The organism is Streptomyces sp. NBC_00388 (assembly GCF_036061255.1).
Classification (GTDB): Bacteria; Actinomycetota; Actinomycetes; order Streptomycetales; family Streptomycetaceae; genus Streptomyces.
This window is the reverse complement of sequence record NZ_CP107948.1, coordinates 1-19567: the sequence shown is the minus strand read 5'-3', so window position 1 is coordinate 19567 and position 19567 is coordinate 1. Positions and strand designations below refer to the sequence as shown.

At 66.5% G+C, this 19567-nt stretch carries 19 protein-coding genes and 2 pseudogenes; 15 read left to right on the top strand and 6 right to left on the bottom strand.

From position 1 onward, the window contains the following. Positions 1-113: 113 nt before the first annotated feature. Complete coding sequence (locus tag OG917_RS00095; RefSeq protein ID WP_328315395.1) at positions 114-239, bottom strand: hypothetical protein; 126 nt, start codon at positions 237-239, stop codon at positions 114-116. A 258-nt stretch (positions 240-497) separates the two neighbouring features. Here OG917_RS00095 and OG917_RS00090 point away from each other — a divergent pair, with 258 nt between their 5' ends. Both OG917_RS00090 and OG917_RS00085 read left to right on the top strand, forming a co-directional pair. Further along, positions 498-836, top strand: coding sequence for a helix-turn-helix domain-containing protein (locus OG917_RS00090; protein WP_328315394.1), 339 nt, complete (start codon positions 498-500; stop codon positions 834-836). Between the two features lie 182 nt (positions 837-1018). Then, the gene (locus OG917_RS00085; RefSeq protein WP_328315393.1) at positions 1019-1351 is read left to right on the top strand and encodes a hypothetical protein; all 333 of its coding nucleotides are present in this window, start codon (positions 1019-1021) and stop codon (positions 1349-1351) included. Between the two features lie 345 nt (positions 1352-1696). Here the strand turns inward: OG917_RS00085 and OG917_RS00080 are convergent, their stop codons facing one another. Continuing rightward, the gene (locus OG917_RS00080) at positions 1697-1894 is read right to left on the bottom strand and encodes a type II toxin-antitoxin system RelE family toxin (protein WP_328315392.1); all 198 of its coding nucleotides are present in this window, start codon (positions 1892-1894) and stop codon (positions 1697-1699) included. 121 nt (positions 1895-2015) lie between these two features. Between OG917_RS00080 and OG917_RS00075 the strand changes: the two genes are divergently transcribed. Further along, positions 2016-2216, top strand: a complete 201-nt coding sequence (locus OG917_RS00075) for a hypothetical protein (protein WP_328322307.1) — start codon at positions 2016-2018, stop codon at positions 2214-2216. Between the two features lie 58 nt (positions 2217-2274). Here the strand turns inward: OG917_RS00075 and OG917_RS30555 are convergent, their stop codons facing one another. Beyond that, entirely contained in the window at positions 2275-2661 is a 387-nt protein-coding gene (locus OG917_RS30555) for a transposase (protein WP_443058888.1), read from the bottom strand. A 521-nt stretch (positions 2662-3182) separates the two neighbouring features. Between OG917_RS30555 and OG917_RS00070 the strand changes: the two genes are divergently transcribed. Continuing rightward, positions 3183-3704, top strand: a complete 522-nt coding sequence (locus tag OG917_RS00070) for a hypothetical protein (protein WP_328315391.1) — start codon at positions 3183-3185, stop codon at positions 3702-3704. Positions 3705-3991: 287 nt separating this feature from the next. Further along, positions 3992-5368: pseudogene (locus OG917_RS00065) on the top strand (IS1380 family transposase). Positions 5369-5530: 162 nt separating this feature from the next. On the opposite strand, the gene OG917_RS00060 reads toward OG917_RS00065, so the two are convergent. Then, a complete protein-coding gene (locus tag OG917_RS00060) occupies positions 5531-5713 on the bottom strand; it encodes a hypothetical protein (protein ID WP_328315390.1) in 183 nt (60 codons plus the stop codon). Positions 5714-5958: 245 nt separating this feature from the next. Here OG917_RS00060 and OG917_RS00055 point away from each other — a divergent pair, with 245 nt between their 5' ends. The 4 genes from OG917_RS00055 to OG917_RS00040 all read left to right on the top strand — a co-directional run bounded on the left by OG917_RS00055 (position 5959) and on the right by OG917_RS00040 (position 11496). Further along, the gene (locus OG917_RS00055; protein ID WP_328315389.1) at positions 5959-7335 is read left to right on the top strand and encodes an IS1380 family transposase; all 1377 of its coding nucleotides are present in this window, start codon (positions 5959-5961) and stop codon (positions 7333-7335) included. A 786-nt stretch (positions 7336-8121) separates the two neighbouring features. Further along, complete coding sequence (locus OG917_RS00050) at positions 8122-9498, top strand: cytochrome P450 (protein ID WP_328315388.1); 1377 nt, start codon at positions 8122-8124, stop codon at positions 9496-9498. A 150-nt stretch (positions 9499-9648) separates the two neighbouring features. Continuing rightward, a complete protein-coding gene (locus tag OG917_RS00045) occupies positions 9649-10269 on the top strand; it encodes a hypothetical protein (RefSeq protein ID WP_328315387.1) in 621 nt (206 codons plus the stop codon). Positions 10270-10431: 162 nt separating this feature from the next. Then, positions 10432-11496, top strand: a complete 1065-nt coding sequence (locus OG917_RS00040; protein ID WP_328315386.1) for a terpene synthase family protein — start codon at positions 10432-10434, stop codon at positions 11494-11496. An 837-nt stretch (positions 11497-12333) separates the two neighbouring features. On the opposite strand, the gene OG917_RS00035 is transcribed toward OG917_RS00040, so the two are convergent. Continuing rightward, positions 12334-13218: an S-methyl-5'-thioadenosine phosphorylase gene (locus OG917_RS00035; RefSeq protein WP_328315385.1), complete on the bottom strand. Its 885-nt coding sequence runs from the start codon at positions 13216-13218 to the stop codon at positions 12334-12336. Positions 13219-13953: 735 nt separating this feature from the next. On the opposite strand from OG917_RS00035, the gene OG917_RS00030 reads away from it, so the two are divergent. The 5 genes and pseudogenes from OG917_RS00030 to OG917_RS00015 all read left to right on the top strand — a co-directional run bounded on the left by OG917_RS00030 (position 13954) and on the right by OG917_RS00015 (position 18370). Beyond that, positions 13954-14637, top strand: a complete 684-nt coding sequence (locus OG917_RS00030) for a GNAT family N-acetyltransferase (protein ID WP_328315384.1) — start codon at positions 13954-13956, stop codon at positions 14635-14637. A gap of 195 nt (positions 14638-14832) precedes the next feature. Then, the gene (locus OG917_RS00025; RefSeq protein WP_328315383.1) at positions 14833-15771 is read left to right on the top strand and encodes a RimK family alpha-L-glutamate ligase; all 939 of its coding nucleotides are present in this window, start codon (positions 14833-14835) and stop codon (positions 15769-15771) included. 29 nt (positions 15772-15800) lie between these two features. Continuing rightward, positions 15801-15887 (top strand): annotated as a pseudogene (locus OG917_RS30550) (IS5/IS1182 family transposase); the annotation flags it as partial. Positions 15888-16355: 468 nt separating this feature from the next. After that, positions 16356-17215 (top strand): IS5 family transposase gene (locus tag OG917_RS00020; protein WP_443058887.1). Its coding sequence is split into 2 segments (ribosomal slippage): positions 16356-16716 and positions 16716-17215, totalling 861 coding nucleotides; the frame shifts between segments, so codons are not numbered across the junction. Positions 17216-17287: 72 nt separating this feature from the next. Continuing rightward, a complete protein-coding gene (locus tag OG917_RS00015) occupies positions 17288-18370 on the top strand; it encodes an IS630 family transposase (RefSeq protein WP_266814980.1) in 1083 nt (360 codons plus the stop codon). On the opposite strand, the gene OG917_RS00010 is transcribed toward OG917_RS00015, so the two are convergent. Further along, positions 18367-18618 carry a hypothetical protein gene (locus OG917_RS00010; RefSeq protein WP_328315382.1) on the bottom strand — a complete coding sequence of 84 codons (252 nt, stop codon included), beginning with the start codon at positions 18616-18618 and terminating at the stop codon, positions 18367-18369. The two genes, OG917_RS00015 and OG917_RS00010, sit on opposite strands and share 4 nt — an antisense overlap. 497 nt (positions 18619-19115) lie before the next feature. On the opposite strand from OG917_RS00010, the gene OG917_RS00005 reads away from it, so the two are divergent. After that, positions 19116-19277 (top strand): hypothetical protein, encoded by a 162-nt coding sequence (locus OG917_RS00005; protein ID WP_328315381.1) that lies wholly within the window; start codon positions 19116-19118, stop codon positions 19275-19277. Positions 19278-19567 lie beyond the last annotated feature (290 nt).

Below are 19567 nucleotides of genomic sequence, written 5' to 3'. Positions count from 1 at the left end.
CAATGGTCCTGCGGCTTGCAGGACACTCGGCAAGGCGTGCGGATCAACTCATTGCCCATTTGATGCGCATCTCGGTCACGCCCCTTCACGCGCCCTTGCGTCCCGGGCCCGACTCAGGAGGGAAGACCCTGGTAGTTCGCCCTCTCCGAGACGTTGCTGACGACGACCTCGGGGGACGCCTCCAGCGCGCGCTGCACCGCGGCGGCCGTGCGCCGGGCCTTGCCTGGGTCGGAGTCCATGAGGGAAGAACGGAGGAATTGAGCGCCATCAGGATCGCCCGGGCGGAGCTTTGAGCCCGGGTACCGCAGGACATCGATAGTGAGGTGGTCTCCGGTCAAGCAACCGCGATCCCCGCGACCCCGACACCTTCCAGGCCGGGTCAGCGGAAACAGAAGGCCGGCGCAGTACCAGGGCCGGCAGATGGTGTAGCAGTTCCTTCGGGGCCCTGGTGCCACATGGCACCAGGGCCCCTCCAGCGCGTTCCTTAGAGAGGTGCAATGACAGCAGACGACTCGTTCGGCCGTCTCGACGACGACGACTACCCCGCCTACACCATGGGCCGGGCCGCCGACATGCTCGGCACCACCCAGGGCTTCCTCCGCGCCATCGGCGAAGCCCGTCTCATCACCCCGCTGCGCTCCGAGGGCGGCCACCGCCGCTACTCCCGCTACCAGCTGCGCATCGCCGCCCGCGCCCGGGAGCTCGTCGACCAGGGCACCCCGATCGAGGCGGCCTGCCGCATCGTCATCCTCGAAGACCAGCTCGAAGAAGCCCAGCGCATCAACGCCGAACACCACCGCGCCGCCGAATCGCAGAACTCGCCGTCCGCGGCCTGAGACGCCGGGCGTCGGCAGCTTCTTCGCGTCCTTTCACGCACGTGGCCCGAGACACCGTGGTGTCCCGGGCAGCAAGGGCCGGCAAGCCGCAGAAGCCGTTTTCCGTCCGGCCGCCGAGGGATTGGGGCCGCTGGAGACATCGAATGTGCGTGTGCATAATGTGAAGACAATGCGATGTAATTATGGGGGAAGCCGTGGGGAAGGCCGAAGAACGCAGCACCCTCTACCACCAGTTCCTCGGCCTGGCGGAACAGATTCAGCGCTTCATGAGCCCGGATCGAGGCCAGGCGCCGTTCCAGCCCGCGCGCTGGAAGGAGCTCACCGAGCCGGAGGTGAGGAGAGTCCTTCACCGCCGGGACTACATCCTGGTTCCCGGCGCTATCCCGTCCGCTGACACCCTCCGCGAGTGGAACGCTCACGCGGCCCGCGTGCTGAAGACAGCCGACGGAGTTCAGCTCAGAGATGACGCAGCCGAGTGCGGGCAGCGAAACGTTGAGTACGAGCCCGCCCCGTAGCAGGCCCCGCACATCGAGCACGGCGCGGCCGATTCCCAGTGGGTGGCTGCAATCCTGATTGGATGCCCGGCGGCGCCCATCACCGAAGCCGATGCCGCCGCCGGGTGTCCTGTGGCGTCCGCGTCCCGCCGGCGCCTTCCGGCGCGGGGTTTTCCGCCCCCGGCCTGCTCGGTCACGGCCTCGGCGCCACGCTCCGGCCTCGGCCAGCAGCGCGTCCGCCTGGTCGATGAGCCTGGAGGCGTCGATCGCCGCCGCCAGTCCGCAGCCGGGCTGTCGCCCTCGGATGTGGTCGCCGGTGGGGGCGGATGCGGGTCGTAGGCTCAGCAGCAGCGGGAGAGACTGCCGTCAGCGCAGACGGCCAAGATGGACAACACTCACGCGGACCTGCTGGTCGGTGATCTCGTACATCACGCGGTAGACGCCGACGTGGATGCGCAGCACGTCGGTGCCGCCGAACGCGCCCTCAGGTCTGGGCTCTTCGCCGAGACGGTCGACGGCGGCGAACACGACGCCCGGCAGGCCCCGCCGACGCCTGACCGGCACGCGGTGTAAAGAAAAGCTAAGAGCCACGCGCATGCAGGGTCGTCGGCCGGGCACATGAATGACTGCAGTCAACGAACGGTCCTGATCACGGCAGTGCCGGAGTCAGGAAGCAGGTGACGCCTTGCTCGACGACGCGATCACCGCATACAGAGAGATCGGAAAACGCATGCTTATTCTTGGCCTCATTCTGCTCCTCATCGGCGTGCTGGTGGGTGTCCCGCTGCTGACGACGGTTGGCGGCATTCTTCTCGTGGTCGGCGCCGTCCTGTGGATCCTCGGTGCGACGGGCCGCGCGGTCGGCGGACGCAAGCACTACTTCTAGACCTGCGGCGACCCGGGCCCGCGGATCGCAGACCACGTGACGCTGCCAGGCAGGCGGCTCACCGCAGACCGCCCGTGCCGAGGGCCCGGCTACAGACGTCCCATGGCAGCTCCCGCGCGTTCCGTTCGCGCCGGGGGCTGTCGCGCGTCCGCTGACCGGCAGGATCCTGCGGCGCCGTAGTTCCCGGCGTACGGCCTTCGAGTCGTACGCCTTGTCGCCCAGGACAGACTCGGGGCCCCTCGCGTCGGCCGGGCCGGCCAGCGACGGGCGGGATGCCGTCGACCAGATTGAGGGTCTGGGTGATGTCGTTGACGTTCGCCGCGGTGGTGATGACCTTCAGTGGAGTGCCGTGTCCGTCGCAGATCAGGTGGTGTTTGCTGCCCGTCTTACCGAACCCTGCGGCCTGCCCTGGGACGGCACAGCCCTCGGCACCCTCACCCTCCACAAGGGCCGCGCCGACTTCACCCCCACGCCCGGGGAGGGCAGATGGGGCTGAGCGGTCGTTTCATCCTGTTGTTTCATCTCGGGATGCGGCTTTGGCGTGCTGGTGTCGGGTCACCCTGCCCGGCAAGTCGAGGCTCTGGCATCCCCACCGCCTGCGGCGGTGGCTGTTCTCCGCCGCCCGTTTCGTCACCACCGACCCCACGTGATATCTACCCACCAATGGCTCCGGACCGGCGTGATCACAGGCGCGATCCAGTGACTCGACGCAACCCCGAACGCTGGATGACCAGCAGTAACGGTCCGTACCGACGAACTCGAACCACACACCGGAGCTGTGGAACCCGGCGCAGCCCGACGCGACAGCCGGGTAATCGTCGTACGGGCCGCCGGAGAATCCGGCGGCGCATCACGAAAGATCGATACTAAAGAGGCATTTCGGTTATGTATGAGCGTTATCGTATGGATGGTGCTGTTTTGCCTATAACGTGCATGCTGACCGATCAATCGAGCCAAAGGTTTACCATGCTCCTCAAGAAGCGCTCGTGCGCTCGTGCAGCATTCATCCTGGCCGGCGCGGCCGCTCTGGCGGCGACCACGCTCGCCCCGGCCAACGCCGATATCCCGCCGGCAGGCACGACCTTCCAGATTCGAACCCAGTTCGAGGGCAAGGCCATGTGCGCCGAGGAACCCAAACCCAACGACTTCGGCGTCCTCTTCTACCCGTTCTCCCACTGCGACAAGAGGAACCCCTACCAGAAGTGGCGGCTGAGCAAGAACGGTGAGGGCATCCAGAACATCCAGTCGAAGATCTGCCTCCATGACCACCAATACCTCGCCAAGCACTGCGTGTCGGTGCCTCGCGGGAAACTGGCGTGGAAGCAGGACGGGAAGGGCCACGTCTTCAGGCAGGATGGGGACGCTATCACCAGGAAATTCTGGTACGTCATCCCCCACAACTACAAGGGCCTGATCATGTCCTTCCAGCGCACCACGAACAACACTGTCCCCTCCAATGCAGGGACCTTCACGTTCCCTACGGTCTAACACGACGGGTCCGTGCCGCCGTAGGACGCGCACTTCCTCTTCTTCCGGGACAGAACAAGCCGATGGTCGGGCGGGTCTCGGGCCTGCGGTCGTGGCTGGCGGCGGGTTCATAGCATTTCGAAGGAACCCGGCGAATCCACGGGGCTTGTGGCGGCGCCCGCCCTAGCCTCGGGCTTTCACGTGGCTGGGTGTCCGATGCGTGATCGAAAACGTGAAGAGTGCTCCTGACCTGCGACGATGGGACTTGTCTAGGGTCCAGGTCGTTGCATGAAAGAAGCACTCCTCAGGTGAAGAAGCGTATCGGGTCCTATCCGCGTGTCCGCATCGAGGGCGGTGGCCGGGCGGTGGTTTCCCAGGCCGGAGTGGTGCTGCTGGTCGAGACCATCCGCAAGAGCGGCCTGGACACCGCGATATCGGCGGCGCTCGCGCCGTGGCGGCATCCCCGGGCAGTGCATGATCCGGGGAAGATCCTGCTGGACGTGGCCCTGGCGGTCGCGCTGGGCGGGGACTGCCTGGCGGATGTCGCGATGCTGCGGGCCGAGCCGGCCGTGTTCGGGCCGGTGGCCTCCGAGCCGACCGTCTCCCGGCTCATCGACAGGCTCGCCGCGGGCGGGCCGAAGGCTCTGACCGCGATCCGCTCCGCGCGGGCCGAAGTACGCCAACGAGTCTGGAAGTTGGCTGGCGCCTCGTCGCCGGACGCGCGCGGCTCTGTGATCGTGGACCTGGACGGAGTGCTGGTCCTGGCTCACTCCGACAAGCAGGACGCGGCCGCGACCTGGAAGAAGTCCTACGGACACCATCCGCTGGTGGGCTTCGTCGACCACGGACGCGGTGGCACCGGAGAGCCGGTGGCCGCGCTGCTACGGCCCGGGAACGCGGGCAGCAACACCGCTGCCGACCACATCACCACCACCCAACTCGCCCTGGCCCAGATCCCGAAACGTCACCGGCGCGGCCGGTCCACACTCATTCGCACGGAGTCCGCGGGCGGCACCCACGAGTTCGTCGCCTGGCTCTCAAAGCGGGGCAGGTGGCTGTCGTACTCGGTCGGGATGACCATCACCGACGCCATTCACCAGGCCGTCCTGAAGGTCCCCGCCTCCGCCTGGACGCCCGCCGTCGAGCCCGGCGGCGAAATCCGCGACGGCGCCTGGACCGCCGAGCTCGACGGTGACCTCCTGAAGGGCTGGCCGAGAGGGATGCGGCTGATTGTCCGCAAGGAACGGCCACATCCAGGTGCCCAGTTGCGGTTCACCGATGCTGACGGGCTGCGGCTCACGGCGTTTGCCACCAACACCACCGACGTCCCGATCGCCGCCCTGGAACTGCGGCACCGCCAGCGCGCGCGGGCCGAGGACCGTATCCGCAACGCGCGCGCCACCGGCCTGCGCAACCTGCCCCTGCACGACACCGCGCAGAACCAGATCTGGCTGGAGATCGTCCAGCTCGCCCTCGACCTGCTGGCCTGGCTGCCCATGCTCGCCCTGACCGGCAAGCCCCGGCTCTGGGAGCCCCGCCGTCTGCGGCTACGACTGTTCTCCGCCGCCGCCCAACTCGTCACCACCGCCCGCCGCCGGCACCTGAGATTCACCCGCCACTGACCTTGGACCGACGTGATCACCAGCGCAATCCAGCGCCTCGACGCATTCCCGAACCCCGGCTGACCAGAAGCAACAGCCCATCCCGACGAACTCGAACCGCCCACCGGAACCGTGGAACCCGGCGCCACCCGACGCGACAGCCGGGCCCTCAGTCTGCCCATCACCGACCCGACAAGCCAAAACGGACCGCCGGAGAATCCGACGGCCCGTCACGAAAGATCGAGGTTAGTCGTCCGAACCCCAGCCGCCGTCCTTGTTCTGCGTGTACTCGTAGCCCACGCTGTTGTTGCCGGCGGAGATCTGCGAACTGAAGTGCTGGAAGTCCGCGTCGTCATCAGCCTGTGCGGACGTGACGGCGATTCCACTGAGCACCAGGGATCCGAGGAGTACAGCGGCGATACGGCGCATTCAAGCGTCTCCACTCAAGTTGGTTGCTATGCGTACCCACCCATATTTGCCGGGTGACACATCAGGACGCGTGCGACGCGCCTGGGGCCGGCTGAGGGAACGATTCACCATCCGCGTCATTAACCTCGGGGTTTCATGAGGTGGGCTGTCCAAAGCGTGATCGAAAACGCGAGAAGTGCTCCTGACCTGCAACGATAGGACTTGTCGAGGGTCCAGATCGTGCCGTGGAAAGAGGCACTTCTCAGGTGAAGAAGCGTATCGGGTTGTACCCGCGTGTCCGCATCGAGGGCGGTGGTCGGGCCGTGGTGTCCCAGGCCGGGGGCGTGCTGCTGGTCGAGACCGCCCGCAAGGCCGGGCTGGACACCGCGGTATCCGCGGCGCTGGCGCCGTGGCGGAAGGCTCGGGCAGTGCACGATCCAGGCAAGATTCTGCTGGATGTGGCCCTGGCCGTCGCCCTCGGCGGAGACTGCCTGGCCGACGTCGGCATGCTGCGGGCCGAGCCGGACGTGTTCGGCCCGGTGGCCTCCGCCCCGACCGTTTCCCGCCTCGTCGACACCCTGGCCGCGTCCGGCCCGAAGGCTCTGAACGCGATCCGGTCAGCGAGAGCCGAAGTGCGTGAGCGAATATGGAAGTTGGCTGGAGCCTCGTCGCCGGACGCCTCCGGGCAGGTGATCGTGGACCTGGACGGGGTGCTGGTACTGGCCCACTCCGACAAGGAGGACGCAGCCGCGACCTGGAAGAAGACCTTCGGACATCACCCGCTGATGGGGTTCGTCGATCACGGAAGCGGCGGCAGCGGGGAGCCGGTGGCCGCACTGCTGCGGCCCGGGAACGCGGGCAGCAACACCGCCGCCGACCACATCACCACGGCCCAACTCGCCCTGGCCCAGCTACCGAAGAAGTACCGACGAGGACGCCAGACGCTGATCCGCACCGACTCCGGCGGTGGCACCCACGAGTTCGTCGCATGGCTCGCTCAGCGGGGAAGGTGGCTGTCGTACTCGGTCGGCATGACCATCACCGACGCCATCCACCAGGCCGCCCTCAAGATCCCGCCCGCCGCATGGACGGTGGCCGTCGAACCGGGAGATGAGATCCGCGACGGAGCCTGGGTCGCCGAGCTCGACGGGGACGTCCTGAAGGGCTGGCCGCAGGGGATGCGGCTGGTCGTCCGCAAGGAACGCCCACACCCCGGTGCCCAGTTGCGGTTCACCGATGCTGACGGGCTGCGGCTCACGGCGTTCGCCACCAACACCACCGGCGTCCCGATCGCCGCGCTCGAACTGCGGCACCGTCAACGCGCGAGAGCCGAGGACCGCATCCGAACCGCTCGCGCTACCGGCCTGCGCAACCTGCCCCTGCACGACACCGCGCAGAACCGGATCTGGCTGGAGATCGTCCAGATCGCCCTCGACCTCCTCGCGTGGATGCCGATGCTCGCTCTGACAGGCAAAACCCGCAGGTGGGAGCCCCGCCGTCTCCGGCTCCGCCTCTTTTCCGCCGCCGCCCAGCTCGTCACCACCGCCCGCCGCCGACACCTGAGGTTCGCTCGTCACTGGCCCTGGACCGACGTGATCACCAATGCCCTGGCACGGCTCGAAGCTCTCCCGGACCCCGGCTGACCAGCACATTCCCACCCCTGCGAGCAGCATCACCCCGACCGGAGCAGTGGAACCCGGCATCCACCCGACACGACAGCCGGGCCATCAGCCCGCCTGCCACCAGCCACACAACCGAAACGGCCCGCCGAAGAAACCGACGGACCGTCACGAAAGATCGAGGCTAATGGCGGCGGGGAGCCCGAGAGGGCTGGTGGGCGTGTCGGGCAGGTTTGGGATCAGTGGGCTGGGTTGGATGGGAGGGCTTTCCCCTATTAGAGGAGTTTCGATGCGTTCTTGTCGTGTGCTTGTGCTGTTTGCGGTGGCAGTCGTTGCCGGTCTGGCCGGTGTTGGTTCAGCGAGCGCGGGTGTCGCCCGGTCTGCCGGTCATGCAGTCGTCAGGGCTGACGGGGGTGATGGTGCCGGCCTGCAGGATCCGTACGAGGACACACGCGAGCTGGTGGATATCTACAGGCTGCACAGGATGCCCGACGAGGCTTCGTAAGGCGCCATTTGGTTGGGGCGGCGACGTTGCGGTGAGCTGACAGACAACCAGCTCCAGACTCGTTGGAGTGGGCTTGGGCCGGCACTTCCTCGCTGGCCGATCCTCTCGCTGGACGGCCATTGAACTCTGCGGTTACGCACCCAGCTGCTCATACACGTAGCTTGTCGAAGCTCGACGGCAGCAGCACTAAACCGGCCGGCGTTCGTGTTCTTCGATCCTGTAGCCCAGAGGTCACTAACGGATGTTCCGGCCCCTTTCCGCCGCCGCGCGGTGGAAAGAGCGAGTTGGTGAAGAGGGGACCATTCGTGTTCGGTAAACGCGGCGAAGGGGGACGGGGCCCCGCGAACTTCGACCAAGGGGGCGGCGCGCCGCCTCGTGCGGCGGGTGGTGTTCCCGTCTTCGGTCATGTCGGGGAGCTGCGCCGGGATCCTCTGGGATTCCTGCGGTCGCTTCCTGCTCAGGGTGATGTGGTGGAGGTGGGTCTGGGCCCGGTCAAGGCGTTCGTGGTCTGTGAGCCCGGGCTGGTGCGGGAGTTGTTGCTGGACGACCGCACCTTCGACAAGGGTGGCCGGTTCTACGAGAAAGGCCGGCAAGTGGTCGGTGACGGTCTCGCCACCTGTACGCATGACCGGCACCGACGGCAACGCCGCCTCCTGCAGCCGGTATTCCACCCCGGGCGGTTGCCCGGCTACGCCCGGGTCATGACGGAGCAGGCACAGGTGGTGGCCGGCTCTTGGAGTGATGGCCTGGTCATCGACGTTGATGCGCAGATGAGGAAGCTGGCGACAGCGACGGTGGTGCGGACGCTGTTCACGCCCCATGCGGGAGTAGCGGCGGAGACGCTGACCGCGGTGACGCATGATCTCCTGCGGGGTCTCGACTGGCGTCTGCGGAATCCGGTCAGGGCCCTGGAGAGGCTTCCTACGCCCGCCAACCGGCGCTTTCGGCGGGCGAAGGAGCAGATGCGCAAGGCGGTCGAGCAGGCCGTCGCCGCCTATCGGCGCCTTGGTGCGGATGAGGGTGACGCTCTCTGGGTCCTCCTTCAGGGGAGCGGTGACGAGGGACTCGATGCCGGTGAGATCCACGACCAGGTCCTCACATTGCTGATCGGTGCGACCGAGACGACCACCGACACCTTGGCCTGGGCGCTCTATCTCCTCGCCCGGCATCCCGGCCTCCAGCAGCGACTGCACGAAGAGTGCGTTGCCGTCACGGGGGGAGAGCGTCCGCCCTGGTTCGAGGATCTTCCCCAACTCGGTTTCGCCGAGCAGTTCCTGACCGAAACCCAGCGCCTCCACCCCGCGGTCTGGGTGGTGACCCGCAGGGCCCGCAGGAGCGCCATCCTGGGCCCTTATGCCCTGCCGCAGGGCGCCACCATCATCTTCAGCCCCTACTTGGTCCACACCCGAGCCGACCTCTACCCGCGTCCGGAAGTGTTCGACCCCGGCCGGTGGGCCGACCGGCCGGTGCGGCCGTCCGTGGACGGCACCTACCTCCCCTTCGGCGCCGGACCCCGAAAATGTATCGGCGACCGCTTCGCCATGACGGAAATGACCCTGGCCCTGGCCCAGATCGCCCAGCAGTGGACGCTGGAGCCCCTCGACCAGGCCCCCGTGCAGCCTCGCGCCCGCGTTGCCCTCACCCCCCATGGCCTGCGCCTGCGCGTACGCTCCCGCACCTGAACCGCCCGCCACGCCTGACACCCACCACCCCTGTTCCTCGGCGGACGACCGCGGGGCAGGGGTGGTTGCGTGCTTGGTGCGTGACGCGATCATCACGGGCGCGTTGATCACACGCCCCCTTCCGATCAGTTGCAGCACCAGGAGCTCTCTGTGCACTCGCCCTTCTTCCGCGCCCTGACGGTCGGTCTCCTGGCCGGAGCCGTGACCGCACCCCAGGCCACAGCCGCCCCGGCCCAAGGCCTGCTGCCCTCCCTTCCGATCGCCGGCGGCTCCACCTTCGACTTCTGCCTCACCGACGCCTCCGCCTCGGCGCTGTCCACGGCTGGGATCGCCATGGACGCCATCGCTCCTTCCACTGTGGTCAGCGACCAGGGTCACCGATGTGTCCGCACGGTCCTGGCGGGCGGGAAAATCAACTCTGATCTCTCTGGGCTCACCGCGACCGCCAAGGACGGCGGCTTCGCCTTCCACCACGGTTCCCACCGGGCCGAGTTCACCGCCATTGCCGCGAAAATCACACCTGACCGGACCGGGACCATCACCGTCACCCATCACAAGCAGCGGATCGACATTCTCACCACCAAACTCACCGGACTCAAGCTTTCACTGACGAAAATCACCGCGAAGAACGTCCCGATGAACCTCACCCCGGCCGGCGCGAACGCACTCGCCAAAGAATTCACCACCAGCCCCCTGCCCGCCGGCCACGAACTCTTTGCTGGAAACTCCACCGCCCAGGTCCTGCACCTGACCCCCTCCACAGGTCAGTAACACCACCCCAGCACCCGGCACCCGGCCCCCTGCCCCTGCCCTGGCCCCCGGCACAAGGGCGGGGGCCAGGGCATGCTGCTTCGCCGGACTGCCGCACCGCACCGGCGGCCCCCGTAACCCACCCCGGGGAGGCCCACCCGCTCCGCGGAAAATGAGAGAGCAATGACCAGTCCTGCACGACCGGTGTTCGACAGCGAAACCCGGATCACCATCCCCGAAACAGCCCTGACCCTGCCGGCCCTGCGCCATCCCGACCACGCGGAGATCGAACGGGCCAACCAGCACTACATCCGCACCCACCTGTGGAACCTGTACCGCAGCGAAGAAGAAGCCCAGAACAACCTCCGCGACCGGCACGCCCAGTGGGCCTGCCTCGCCAACCCCAATGGCCACAGTGAAAGGGTGCGCTACCACGCCTACTGGGTGAGCGCGTTCTTCCTCATCGACGACGCCCTGTCAGACCCCAACTGGCACGGCAGCTCGACCCACGCGGCCGACACCATCGTCAGCGAACTCGTGTCCGTCCTGGAGGGCGACCTCACCGCCCCCGGCAGCGGCGGCGGGCCGTACAAAAAGGTCGCGGCCATGGTCCTTGAGCCCATCCTGGAGGGTATGGGGCCCGGGCTGCGCGCGAGGTTCCTGGCCGACATGCGCCGCTACATTCACGAATACCGCGCGGAAGTCGCCCTGCGGGCAACCGGAAAGGTCCCCGACTTCGACACCTACATGGCCATGCACACCGCCTCCGGGTGCGACGCCGTCACCACCCTCGTCGAGTACGGGCTGCAGATCGACCTCACGGGAGCCTTCCGGGCACACCCCGCACTCCACGAGCTCAAACGGATCGTTCACGACAACTTCATCCTCGTCAACGACCTGTTCTCCTTCCACCGCGAACACAGCCAAGGCGACTACACCAACGCCCTCTCCGTCCTGGTCCTCGCCGAAGGAATGCAGCTCCAGGACGCCATCGACAAGGTCTGCCATCTCATCAGAGAAACGGAAACGCGGTTCATCAAGAAGAGCGGCGAGATGCTGACCAGCGCCCTCGGTGCCGACCCGGACATTCGCGCATACGTCGAGGAAATGGCATACGCCTTCTCGGCCAGCTCGCAGTGGTCCTACGAGACCCCGCGCTACCACAACGGAGAAAGGGGAGTCACACGCTTCCCCAGCGGAAGCGCCACCCTCACCCGCGACCGAATCACCTACGCATCAGCCAAGTGATCTGCACGACCAACAAGGCCCACCGCGATCCGCACCAGCCCCCCATGACGGTCAGCAGCCTAGGCCTGACCCAAGGGGGAGACGGGACGAGAGCGATCCTGGAACCCACGCCCCGGGCCTGCTCCGCCAGGCCGTGATCCGGGCCGCCTGATTCGCGTGGGCGGCGGGTCACCCGGCCCGCCGCCCACACCATCGGACGTTGGAGGTTCAACTCAACGGCCGGCCAGGCTGGTGACGTCACCAGCCCGAGGGGGACGGTTTCCCTTCCTCAACGCCTGCTGGGCTCTGGAGGGCCAGTACGGCCCGGTCTTGGAAGTCGGAGATGGATTTGGCGCACCATCGGCCACCACGCGAAGGCGACCGGCCTCGACCTCGACGCAAGAACACCCAAGGCGACGCTGTCGGACTGCATCGACCTGTCGAAGTATCAGACCTACGACACCAAGGCACACAAGGTTATCCCGCTACCCTCCGCCCAGCCGCTGCGCTACGTGACGACCGCCACGGCCGCGGCCGGTGGATGGTGACCGACATCAATCTAAAAGGCGGCCCGGGGTGCTGAGACGGGCGGCGGCCGCCGCGCTGCTCCTGGTCGGCGGGCTCGGTCCGGTCACGTACGCGGGCGGGTCTGGCGTGGGTGCTTCCCGGCCGCGACTGGCCGACGCGGTGACAAGGCGGGCGGCCCGGGCCCGCAGGGGTGCCCAGCGCGCAGTCTGGGGAGAGCTCCTTGCACGATCCAACCTCCCGCTACATCCCGCTGAGAGCTGTGGATTGCTCGCGATTCTGTGGACGCCCCGCACACCCGAGGCCCCGCCCAACACGACCCCCACGCACACATCAGGGCAGCTTGATCCCGGGGTCGACTCCGTCCAGTGCCCGCGCGCAGTGGCACGCCTTCGACTGCTCAGGAGTTAGCCCGGACACCGCGTCGAAGAGCACCGTGCGCAGCCGGTCCACATTGGCGGTGAAGACCGTCGTCACCTCGCCCTGGGAGACCCCTTCGCCTGCCTCGGCTCCCGCGTCCAGGTCCGTGACCAGCGTCATCGACGTGTAGCAGAGGCCCAGTTCGCGGGCGAGGACCGCTTCGGGGTGGCCGGTCATGCCCACCACGGACCAGCCCATCGCGGCGTGCCAGCGCGACTCGGCCCTGGTCGAGAATCGCGGTCCCTCGATGACTACCAGCGTTCCGCCGTCCACCGGTTCCCACTTCTGCCCGCGGGCCGCCGTGAGCGCAGCCTTGCGGCCCTCCGGGCAGTAGGGGTCGGCCAGCGACACATGCATCACGTTCGGGATGCTGCCGTCCGGCAGCGACTCGCCGTCGTAGTACGTCTGGGCGCGGGCTTTCGTACGGTCCACCATCTGGTCCGGCACCAGCAGCGTCCCCGGCCCGTACTCCGGCCGCAGCCCGCCCACCGCGCACTGGCCGAGCACCTGCCGTACGCCGAGGGACCGCAGTGCCCAGAGATTCGCACGGTAGTTGATGTAGTGCGGGGGCAGGTGGTGGCCGCGCCCGTGCCGGGGGAGGAACGCCACCCGCCGCCCGGCGATTTCGCCGAGGAAGAGGGAGTCGCTGGGCTTCCCGTAGGGGGTGTCTACCGCGACCTCGGTCACGTCGTCCAGGAAGGAGTAGAAGCCGGAGCCACCGATGACACCGATGTCCGCTGCTGGGGCCGCGACGTCTTTAGCGGTCACGTGGTCTGCCGAGTACGCCACATTCACCATGCCAATCACACTAGCCGGGGTTCCGGATTCGCTCCGCAGCGAAACGGATCGGTGGCGGCAGCAGGTCGATGCCGCCTCCCTCGGCCGGGCCAAGACTGCGATCCCGTAAAAGGTGCCGTGGCTTTTGGTCTCGCGGGCCTCCTCCGACGCGCGTCGGAGGAGTAGCCCCAGTTATGTCGTCTCAGTCTGCTCATAAGCCGCAGACTCACCCGCGAAGCCACCCCGAACTGGCGCGACACCTGAACCTCGAACCAAACACCCCCGCCGGCTCTTCGAGGGCGGCAAGGCCGTGTTGGAAGGCCTTGCGCTTAGCCGGGCCCGTTCGACATATCGGGGAACATTGTGCGGGGTCGGGGAAGGCGACGGCGCGGGTGAAGAAGTCGCCATACCCACCGACCCACCGGGTCGCGCGCCGTACGCTCTGCCGGTGCCGGCCCCGCCGGGCTGTCGGACCCGCTACCCCCGGGCCGGAGCAGAGCTGGAGTTCCCACCCCTGCTGATCGTCTTGGCCGACGAGAACGAAGCTTCTCCGCCGCGAACTCGACGCTGGCATTACCACCCTCCCCAAGCCCCGGTAGTGCGGCCCTCTCAACTCGATCTGGCACAGACCCATCAGCGACAAGCCGCGGCGTCTGATTGCGGTCATCAACGGACGGCGGGTGACAACTCGCCCCTGTGGATCGCTGATCCCCATATGAAAACAGATCTATATGCCCTTAATGAGAATATGTGTCCATGAATCGCTTTCCGGTTGCGAAGCTTCCTTCCCCTGCCACGCTCGTCGGGTGTCATGTCCGTCTGGAACCGCTGACCCCGGCGCACCTGTCGGATCTGTACGCCGCAGGCGGTGGCGACGAGGAGGTCTGGCGCTGGCTCTCGGTCTCTACCCCACGTACTCAGGGTGAGATGGGGGGCCTGCTGGATGGTCTGCTCGCGGACTGCCAGGCCGGGGCTCGGGTGGCCTTCGCGGTGGTCCGCCTCTCCAGCGGGCGGGCTGTGGGCTGGACCAGTTATGGGTTCTTCAGCGCCTGGGATGCTCGCGTGGAGATCGGCTGGACGTGGTATAGCCGTGCTGTCTGGCGTACCGCGGTCAACACCGAGTCCAAACTGCTTCTGCTTTCCCACGCTTTCGAGGATCTCGGCATGGAGCGGGTGTCCTGGCGCACCGACCGTCAGAATTTCCGTTCACGCAGGGCCATCACCCGTCTCGGAGCCGTGGAGGAGGGTGTTTTTCGCCGTGAGACGCGACGCGCCGACGGCAGCTGGCGTGACAACGTCTACTACGCGATGCTCAGCGACCAATGGCCTGGTGCAAGAGCACGGCTGACCGCCCGTCTGGCCGCCGGCACTTCGTGGCCCACCGAGCCGGACCTCGCCCCGTCCGCTTCCGGCCGACTGGCTGACGGCGAGGGCCGCTGAGTATCGCGGCAAGTTCAGCCCGGTCGCCACCGGCAGGGCCTGGTAACGCAAGAATGCCCAAAGCAACCAAGGGGCGGGAGCGTTTGCGGCCATTGGAGTGGAATGGAATAGCGCTTGGCCCGGCAGGCCGGACTTGTGGCACAGAGTTGTCACGGATGGGAGGGTCCGTCGTCTTGATGAGGGAGGGAAGCCAGAGTGTCCGCGATCGACTCTGCTGCGGTCCGCCGAGACCCGGCGGACCGTCAAACCGACATGTGGCTGGTGCTGGGGCCCGGTCTGACGGAGCGGCCGATCACGGGCTTGATCGCTGACGCTTTGACCCGGGAGTTCGGCGAGCGGTTCGCGGTGGTGTACAGCGAGGAGTTGCTGATAGGTCTCCGGCGCGGTCGGCCTACGCTGCACGACCTGAAGGGACGTGAGCTGATCGCGCCCAGGCTCGCGTACGGACGCGTGTGGACGCCCGCGGCGAGCGCGAACCGGGAAATCACGCTGTTACGGCACCTTGAGTCGATGGGGACCGTTCCATTGAATTCCGCCGATGCTGTGCTCATCTGTCTGAACAAGTTCTGGCAGATGCAGCAGCTTGCCCGCGCGGGGCTTCCCACCCCGGACACCCTCGCCTACGCCGGCGCCTCGCTGGACGAGGTGATCGACACAATGCCGCTGCCGTGTGTGGTCAAGGCCGTGCAGGGGCACCGTGGCGAGCAGGTATTTTTGGCCCCCGACACTGCGGCCCTCCGAGAGATCCGTAGAAATCTCGACCAGAACACCCCATACCTGTTCCAGGACTACGTGGCGCACTCGCACGGTCGTGACCTGCGAGTGGTGGTCATCGACGGGCGCGCGGTAGGGGCACAGGTACGCGCCGCCACCGAGGGAGAATTCCGCTCCAACCTGGCTTTGGGTGCGATCCCCACGCCCTGCACGGGCCGCTACCCCCAGGGCGAGCGTCTCGTGGTCCAAGCTGCCATTGCCCTGGGGCTAGGCGTCGCTGGCGTTGACCTGCTGTTCACCTCCGACAACGGATTCACGATCTGCGAAGTCAACGCCAACGTCGGCTGGCGTGAAGAGCGGAAAGAGATCACTGCCGCACTCGTCTCCGCCTGCCGAAACCGACTCACCCGATGGTCATAGCAGTGAATCGTCGCTTCGGAAGCGGAAGCCGCCGACGGAGCTCCAAACCCGAACACTTCCTGGCCTTCACCCCCATCGCCACCAGCCTCATCAACTACCGCCGCCTCACCAACTGAAACGACGTCTAACCTCGGGCTTTCACGTGGCTGGGATCCGATGCATGATCGGAAACGCAAAGAGTGCTTCTGACCTGTAGCGATGGGACTTGGCTAAGGTCCAGGTCGTCGCATGAAAGAAGCACTCCTCGGGTGAAGAAACGCATCCGGTCCTTGCCGCGTGTCCGCGTCGAGGGCGGAGGTCTCCTATAGCCCGCCTCGGTTACTCACAGGGTGAGAGTTGCTGGTCAGACCGACCGTCAGACGGCCAGCGGGCCCTGACAACCTCCATACGGCCCCTTCGTCCGGCTCCACCCAGGGAAAGGGAAGGCGGGTGGAGTCGGACGGCGCGGCCGGCCTCGGGGCTCGGCGCCCCTTTGCCTTTCAAGCGCGTCGGCTACGCCTCCGCGGGTCGGGTTCGGCTACGTCCTCGCGATCTGGCTGGGTGCTAGGCCGTGTCTTCAAAGCTGTTTTAGGTGTTGAGGGATCATGTCGGTTGTGGTGCGTCGTCATGAGCTGTCGGATGCTGAGTGGGCTGTCCTGTCGCGGTTGTTGCCGAGTTCGGGGACGGCGGGGCGGCCGCGGTCGGATGACCGCGTGGTGCTGAACGGGATTGTGTGGAAGTTGCGCACGGGGTCGGCCTGGCGGGATGTGCCGGAACGCTACGGCTCCTGGCAGACGCTCTACACGCGTTTCCGCAGGTGGGCACTGGATGGCACGTTCTCTCGCATGCTGCGGGCTCTGCAGGCGGAGAAAGATGCGGCCGGGGACATCGACTGGCTGGTGTCGGTCGATTCCACGATCGTGCGGGCCCATCAGCACGCCGCCGGCGGCAAAAAGGGGTCACCGAGGGGGACGAAGCGGGTGATCACGCCCTCGGCAGATCCCGAGGCGGACTGAGCACCAAGCTCCACCTGGTCTGCGACGGACACGGCCGCCCACTCGCCTTCGTTCTGACCGGCGGGAACGTCAACGACTGCACTACCTTCGAGGAGGTCCTGGACGCCATCTGCGTTCCCCGCATCGGTCCAGGCCGGCCACGCACCCGGCCCGACCACGTCATCGCGGACAAGGGCTACAGCTCCCGTAAGATTCGCGCCTACCTGCGAAAGCGCGGCATCCGCCACACGATTCCCGAACGCATCGACCAGGCCAGCGGCCGCCTGCGCCGAGGCTCACGTGGCGGCCGACCACCGCGTTTCAACAGGGAGGTCTACCGACTCCGCAACGTCGTCGAGCGCTGCTTCAACCGGCTCAAACAATGGCGCGGCCTGGCCACCCGCTACGACAAGACCCACGAGTCGTTCCAGGCCACCGTCACCATCGCCTCAATCCTGTTATGGATCTGACCTTTGAAGACACACCCTAGTGTTCCGAGTCAGGAATTCCGCGTATATGTGTAGGCTTGTTATATGGCGCGGATGGGGCGGCCGAAGGCCGAGTTGACTCTGTCGGATGAGGAACGGGCCGCACTTGAGGAGTGGGTGCGGCGTCGTTCCACGCCGCAGGCGTGGGCATTGCGGTGCCGGATCATCCTGGCCTGCGCCGAAGGTACCTCCAACAAGGACGTGGCTACTCAACTCGGTTCCACACCACAGGCGGTGGGCCGCTGGCGGGCCCGGTTCGTGCAATATCGAATCGCAGGTCTGGGTGACATGCCACGTCCGGGTGGCCCCAGGACGGTGACGGACGACCAGGTCGCCGCGGTCGTCACCAGGACGCTGGAATCCACCCCGAAGAACGCGACACACTGGTCGACGCGGTCGATGGCGAAAGAGATGGGTCTGTCTCAGTCGTCGGTGTCCCGGATCTGGCGGGCGTTCGGCCTGCAGCCACATCGCTCGGAGACCTTCAAACTGTCAACCGATCCGTACTTCGTCGACAAGGTCCACGACGTCGTCGGTCTCTACTTGGACCCGCCCGAACGGGCGTTGGTGTTCTGCGTGGATGAGAAGTCGCAGATCCAGGCCCTGGATCGGTCGCAGCCGGTGCTGCCGATGATGCCCGGTGTTCCCGAGCGGGCGACCCATGACTACGTCCGCGCCGGCACCACCACGTTGTTCGCCGCACTCGAGGTGGCCACCGGCAAGGTGATCGGCTCCTTGCACCGCAGGCACCGGGCCGAGGAGTTCAAGAAGTTCCTAGTCAAGCTCGACAAAGAGGTGCCTGGTGACCTGGAAGTCCACCTCGTCTGTGACAACTACGCCACCCACAAGACACCCGCCATCAAGAAGTGGCTGGTGGCCCACCCCCGGTTCCACCTGCACTTCACACCAACCGGCTCGTCCTGGCTCAACCTCGTCGAGCGATGGTTCGCCGAACTCACCAACAAACAGATACGGCGAGGCGTCCACAAATCCGTCCAGGCCCTTGAGAAGGACATCCGCAACTGGATCAGCGCCTGGAACACCGACCCGAAGCCCTACGTCTGGACGAAGACCGCCGACGAGATCCTCGAACGCCTCGCCAGCTATCTGAACAGAATTCCCGACTCAGAACACTAGGGGGCAGGGGCGAACAGAATGTTGGCGACCTTGTTGTCGTTGAAGTTGCTCTTGTCGGAGAGCCCCGGGCCCCCGGTGGTCTGGTGGGCGCCCTGGATCTGCGACTGCTGCTTGATGATCATTCCGTGGCCGGTGTCCGCGCTGGCGCCACTGGCGCTGGCGACGATGGCGGCTGCGGCGAGGGCGGCTGCGGCGAGGGGGAGCGATGCGAGAGCTGCCATCAGACGGATGGTGCGGGTGCTTGCCATGGGCTGGTCCTCCAGTGAACGAAAGCGTGGTGGTCCGGTGGTTGGCCGGACCGACTCTCAACGTCTGCAGTGGGGGCGAGTCACGCTGGTTGGACCGTTAGGCGCAAGGCTCCCGCCCTGGCGTCTGTGTGGACGTGGGTGGCCCGTTCAGGGCGTGTAGGCCCGGTTGGGTGTCCCGGTCTGGGGAGGCCGGGAGAGGCCCGTACGCGGCCTCTGGGTGTGGTCCGTGGTGTGCGGGTGGGGGTGTGGTCTGGTTTCGCCAATCCAACATGCTGCATCAGCTTGACACAGCAGGGGCAATCAGTGGTTCTAGGATTCACTATCCACGGAAATAAGAAAATTCCTGGAGAACCTTTTCGGCGGGCGGATTGAATTCCCCATGACTTGACGGTTCGGTGCCGGTTGGCCGAGTTGAGGTGGCGTGCCGGGCTTGCTTGTCTGAGTGTGGGGGATGCGGGCCTATCCGGGTCCGTTTCACCAGCGAAAGAGGTTCTGTGATGGGTATCGAGGATCGGTTCCAGAACAAGCCAGGGGATCTTCAGGACAAGGCGAAGGACGCTGTGGGGTCAGCGGAGGACGAGGGGAACGAGAAGGCTCGACAGACCAAAGACAAGGCCGATCAGCGCACGCAGGATGAAGCTCAGGACTTCGACGCCTGACCGGTGTAGCCACCTGCTCGGGCTGCCCCATGGGGCAGCCCGAGCAGGTGGGGAAACTTAGCTCCACCCTTTGCTAGCCCTGGCGTAGCCAGGTGGCCGGGGAGCGGAGCGGACGGGCCGGGGGTGGAGCGCAGCGGAATCCCCCAGTTCACGCGGAGCGGGAATTACCTTTCCTTTTGTGGAGCGCAGCGAAAGAAAAGGTAATTGCGGCGCAGCCGCAATTGGAAGGCGCGCAGCGGCTTTTACGAATTGCGCAGCAATTCGTTTCGCTCATATCGCGCAGCGATATG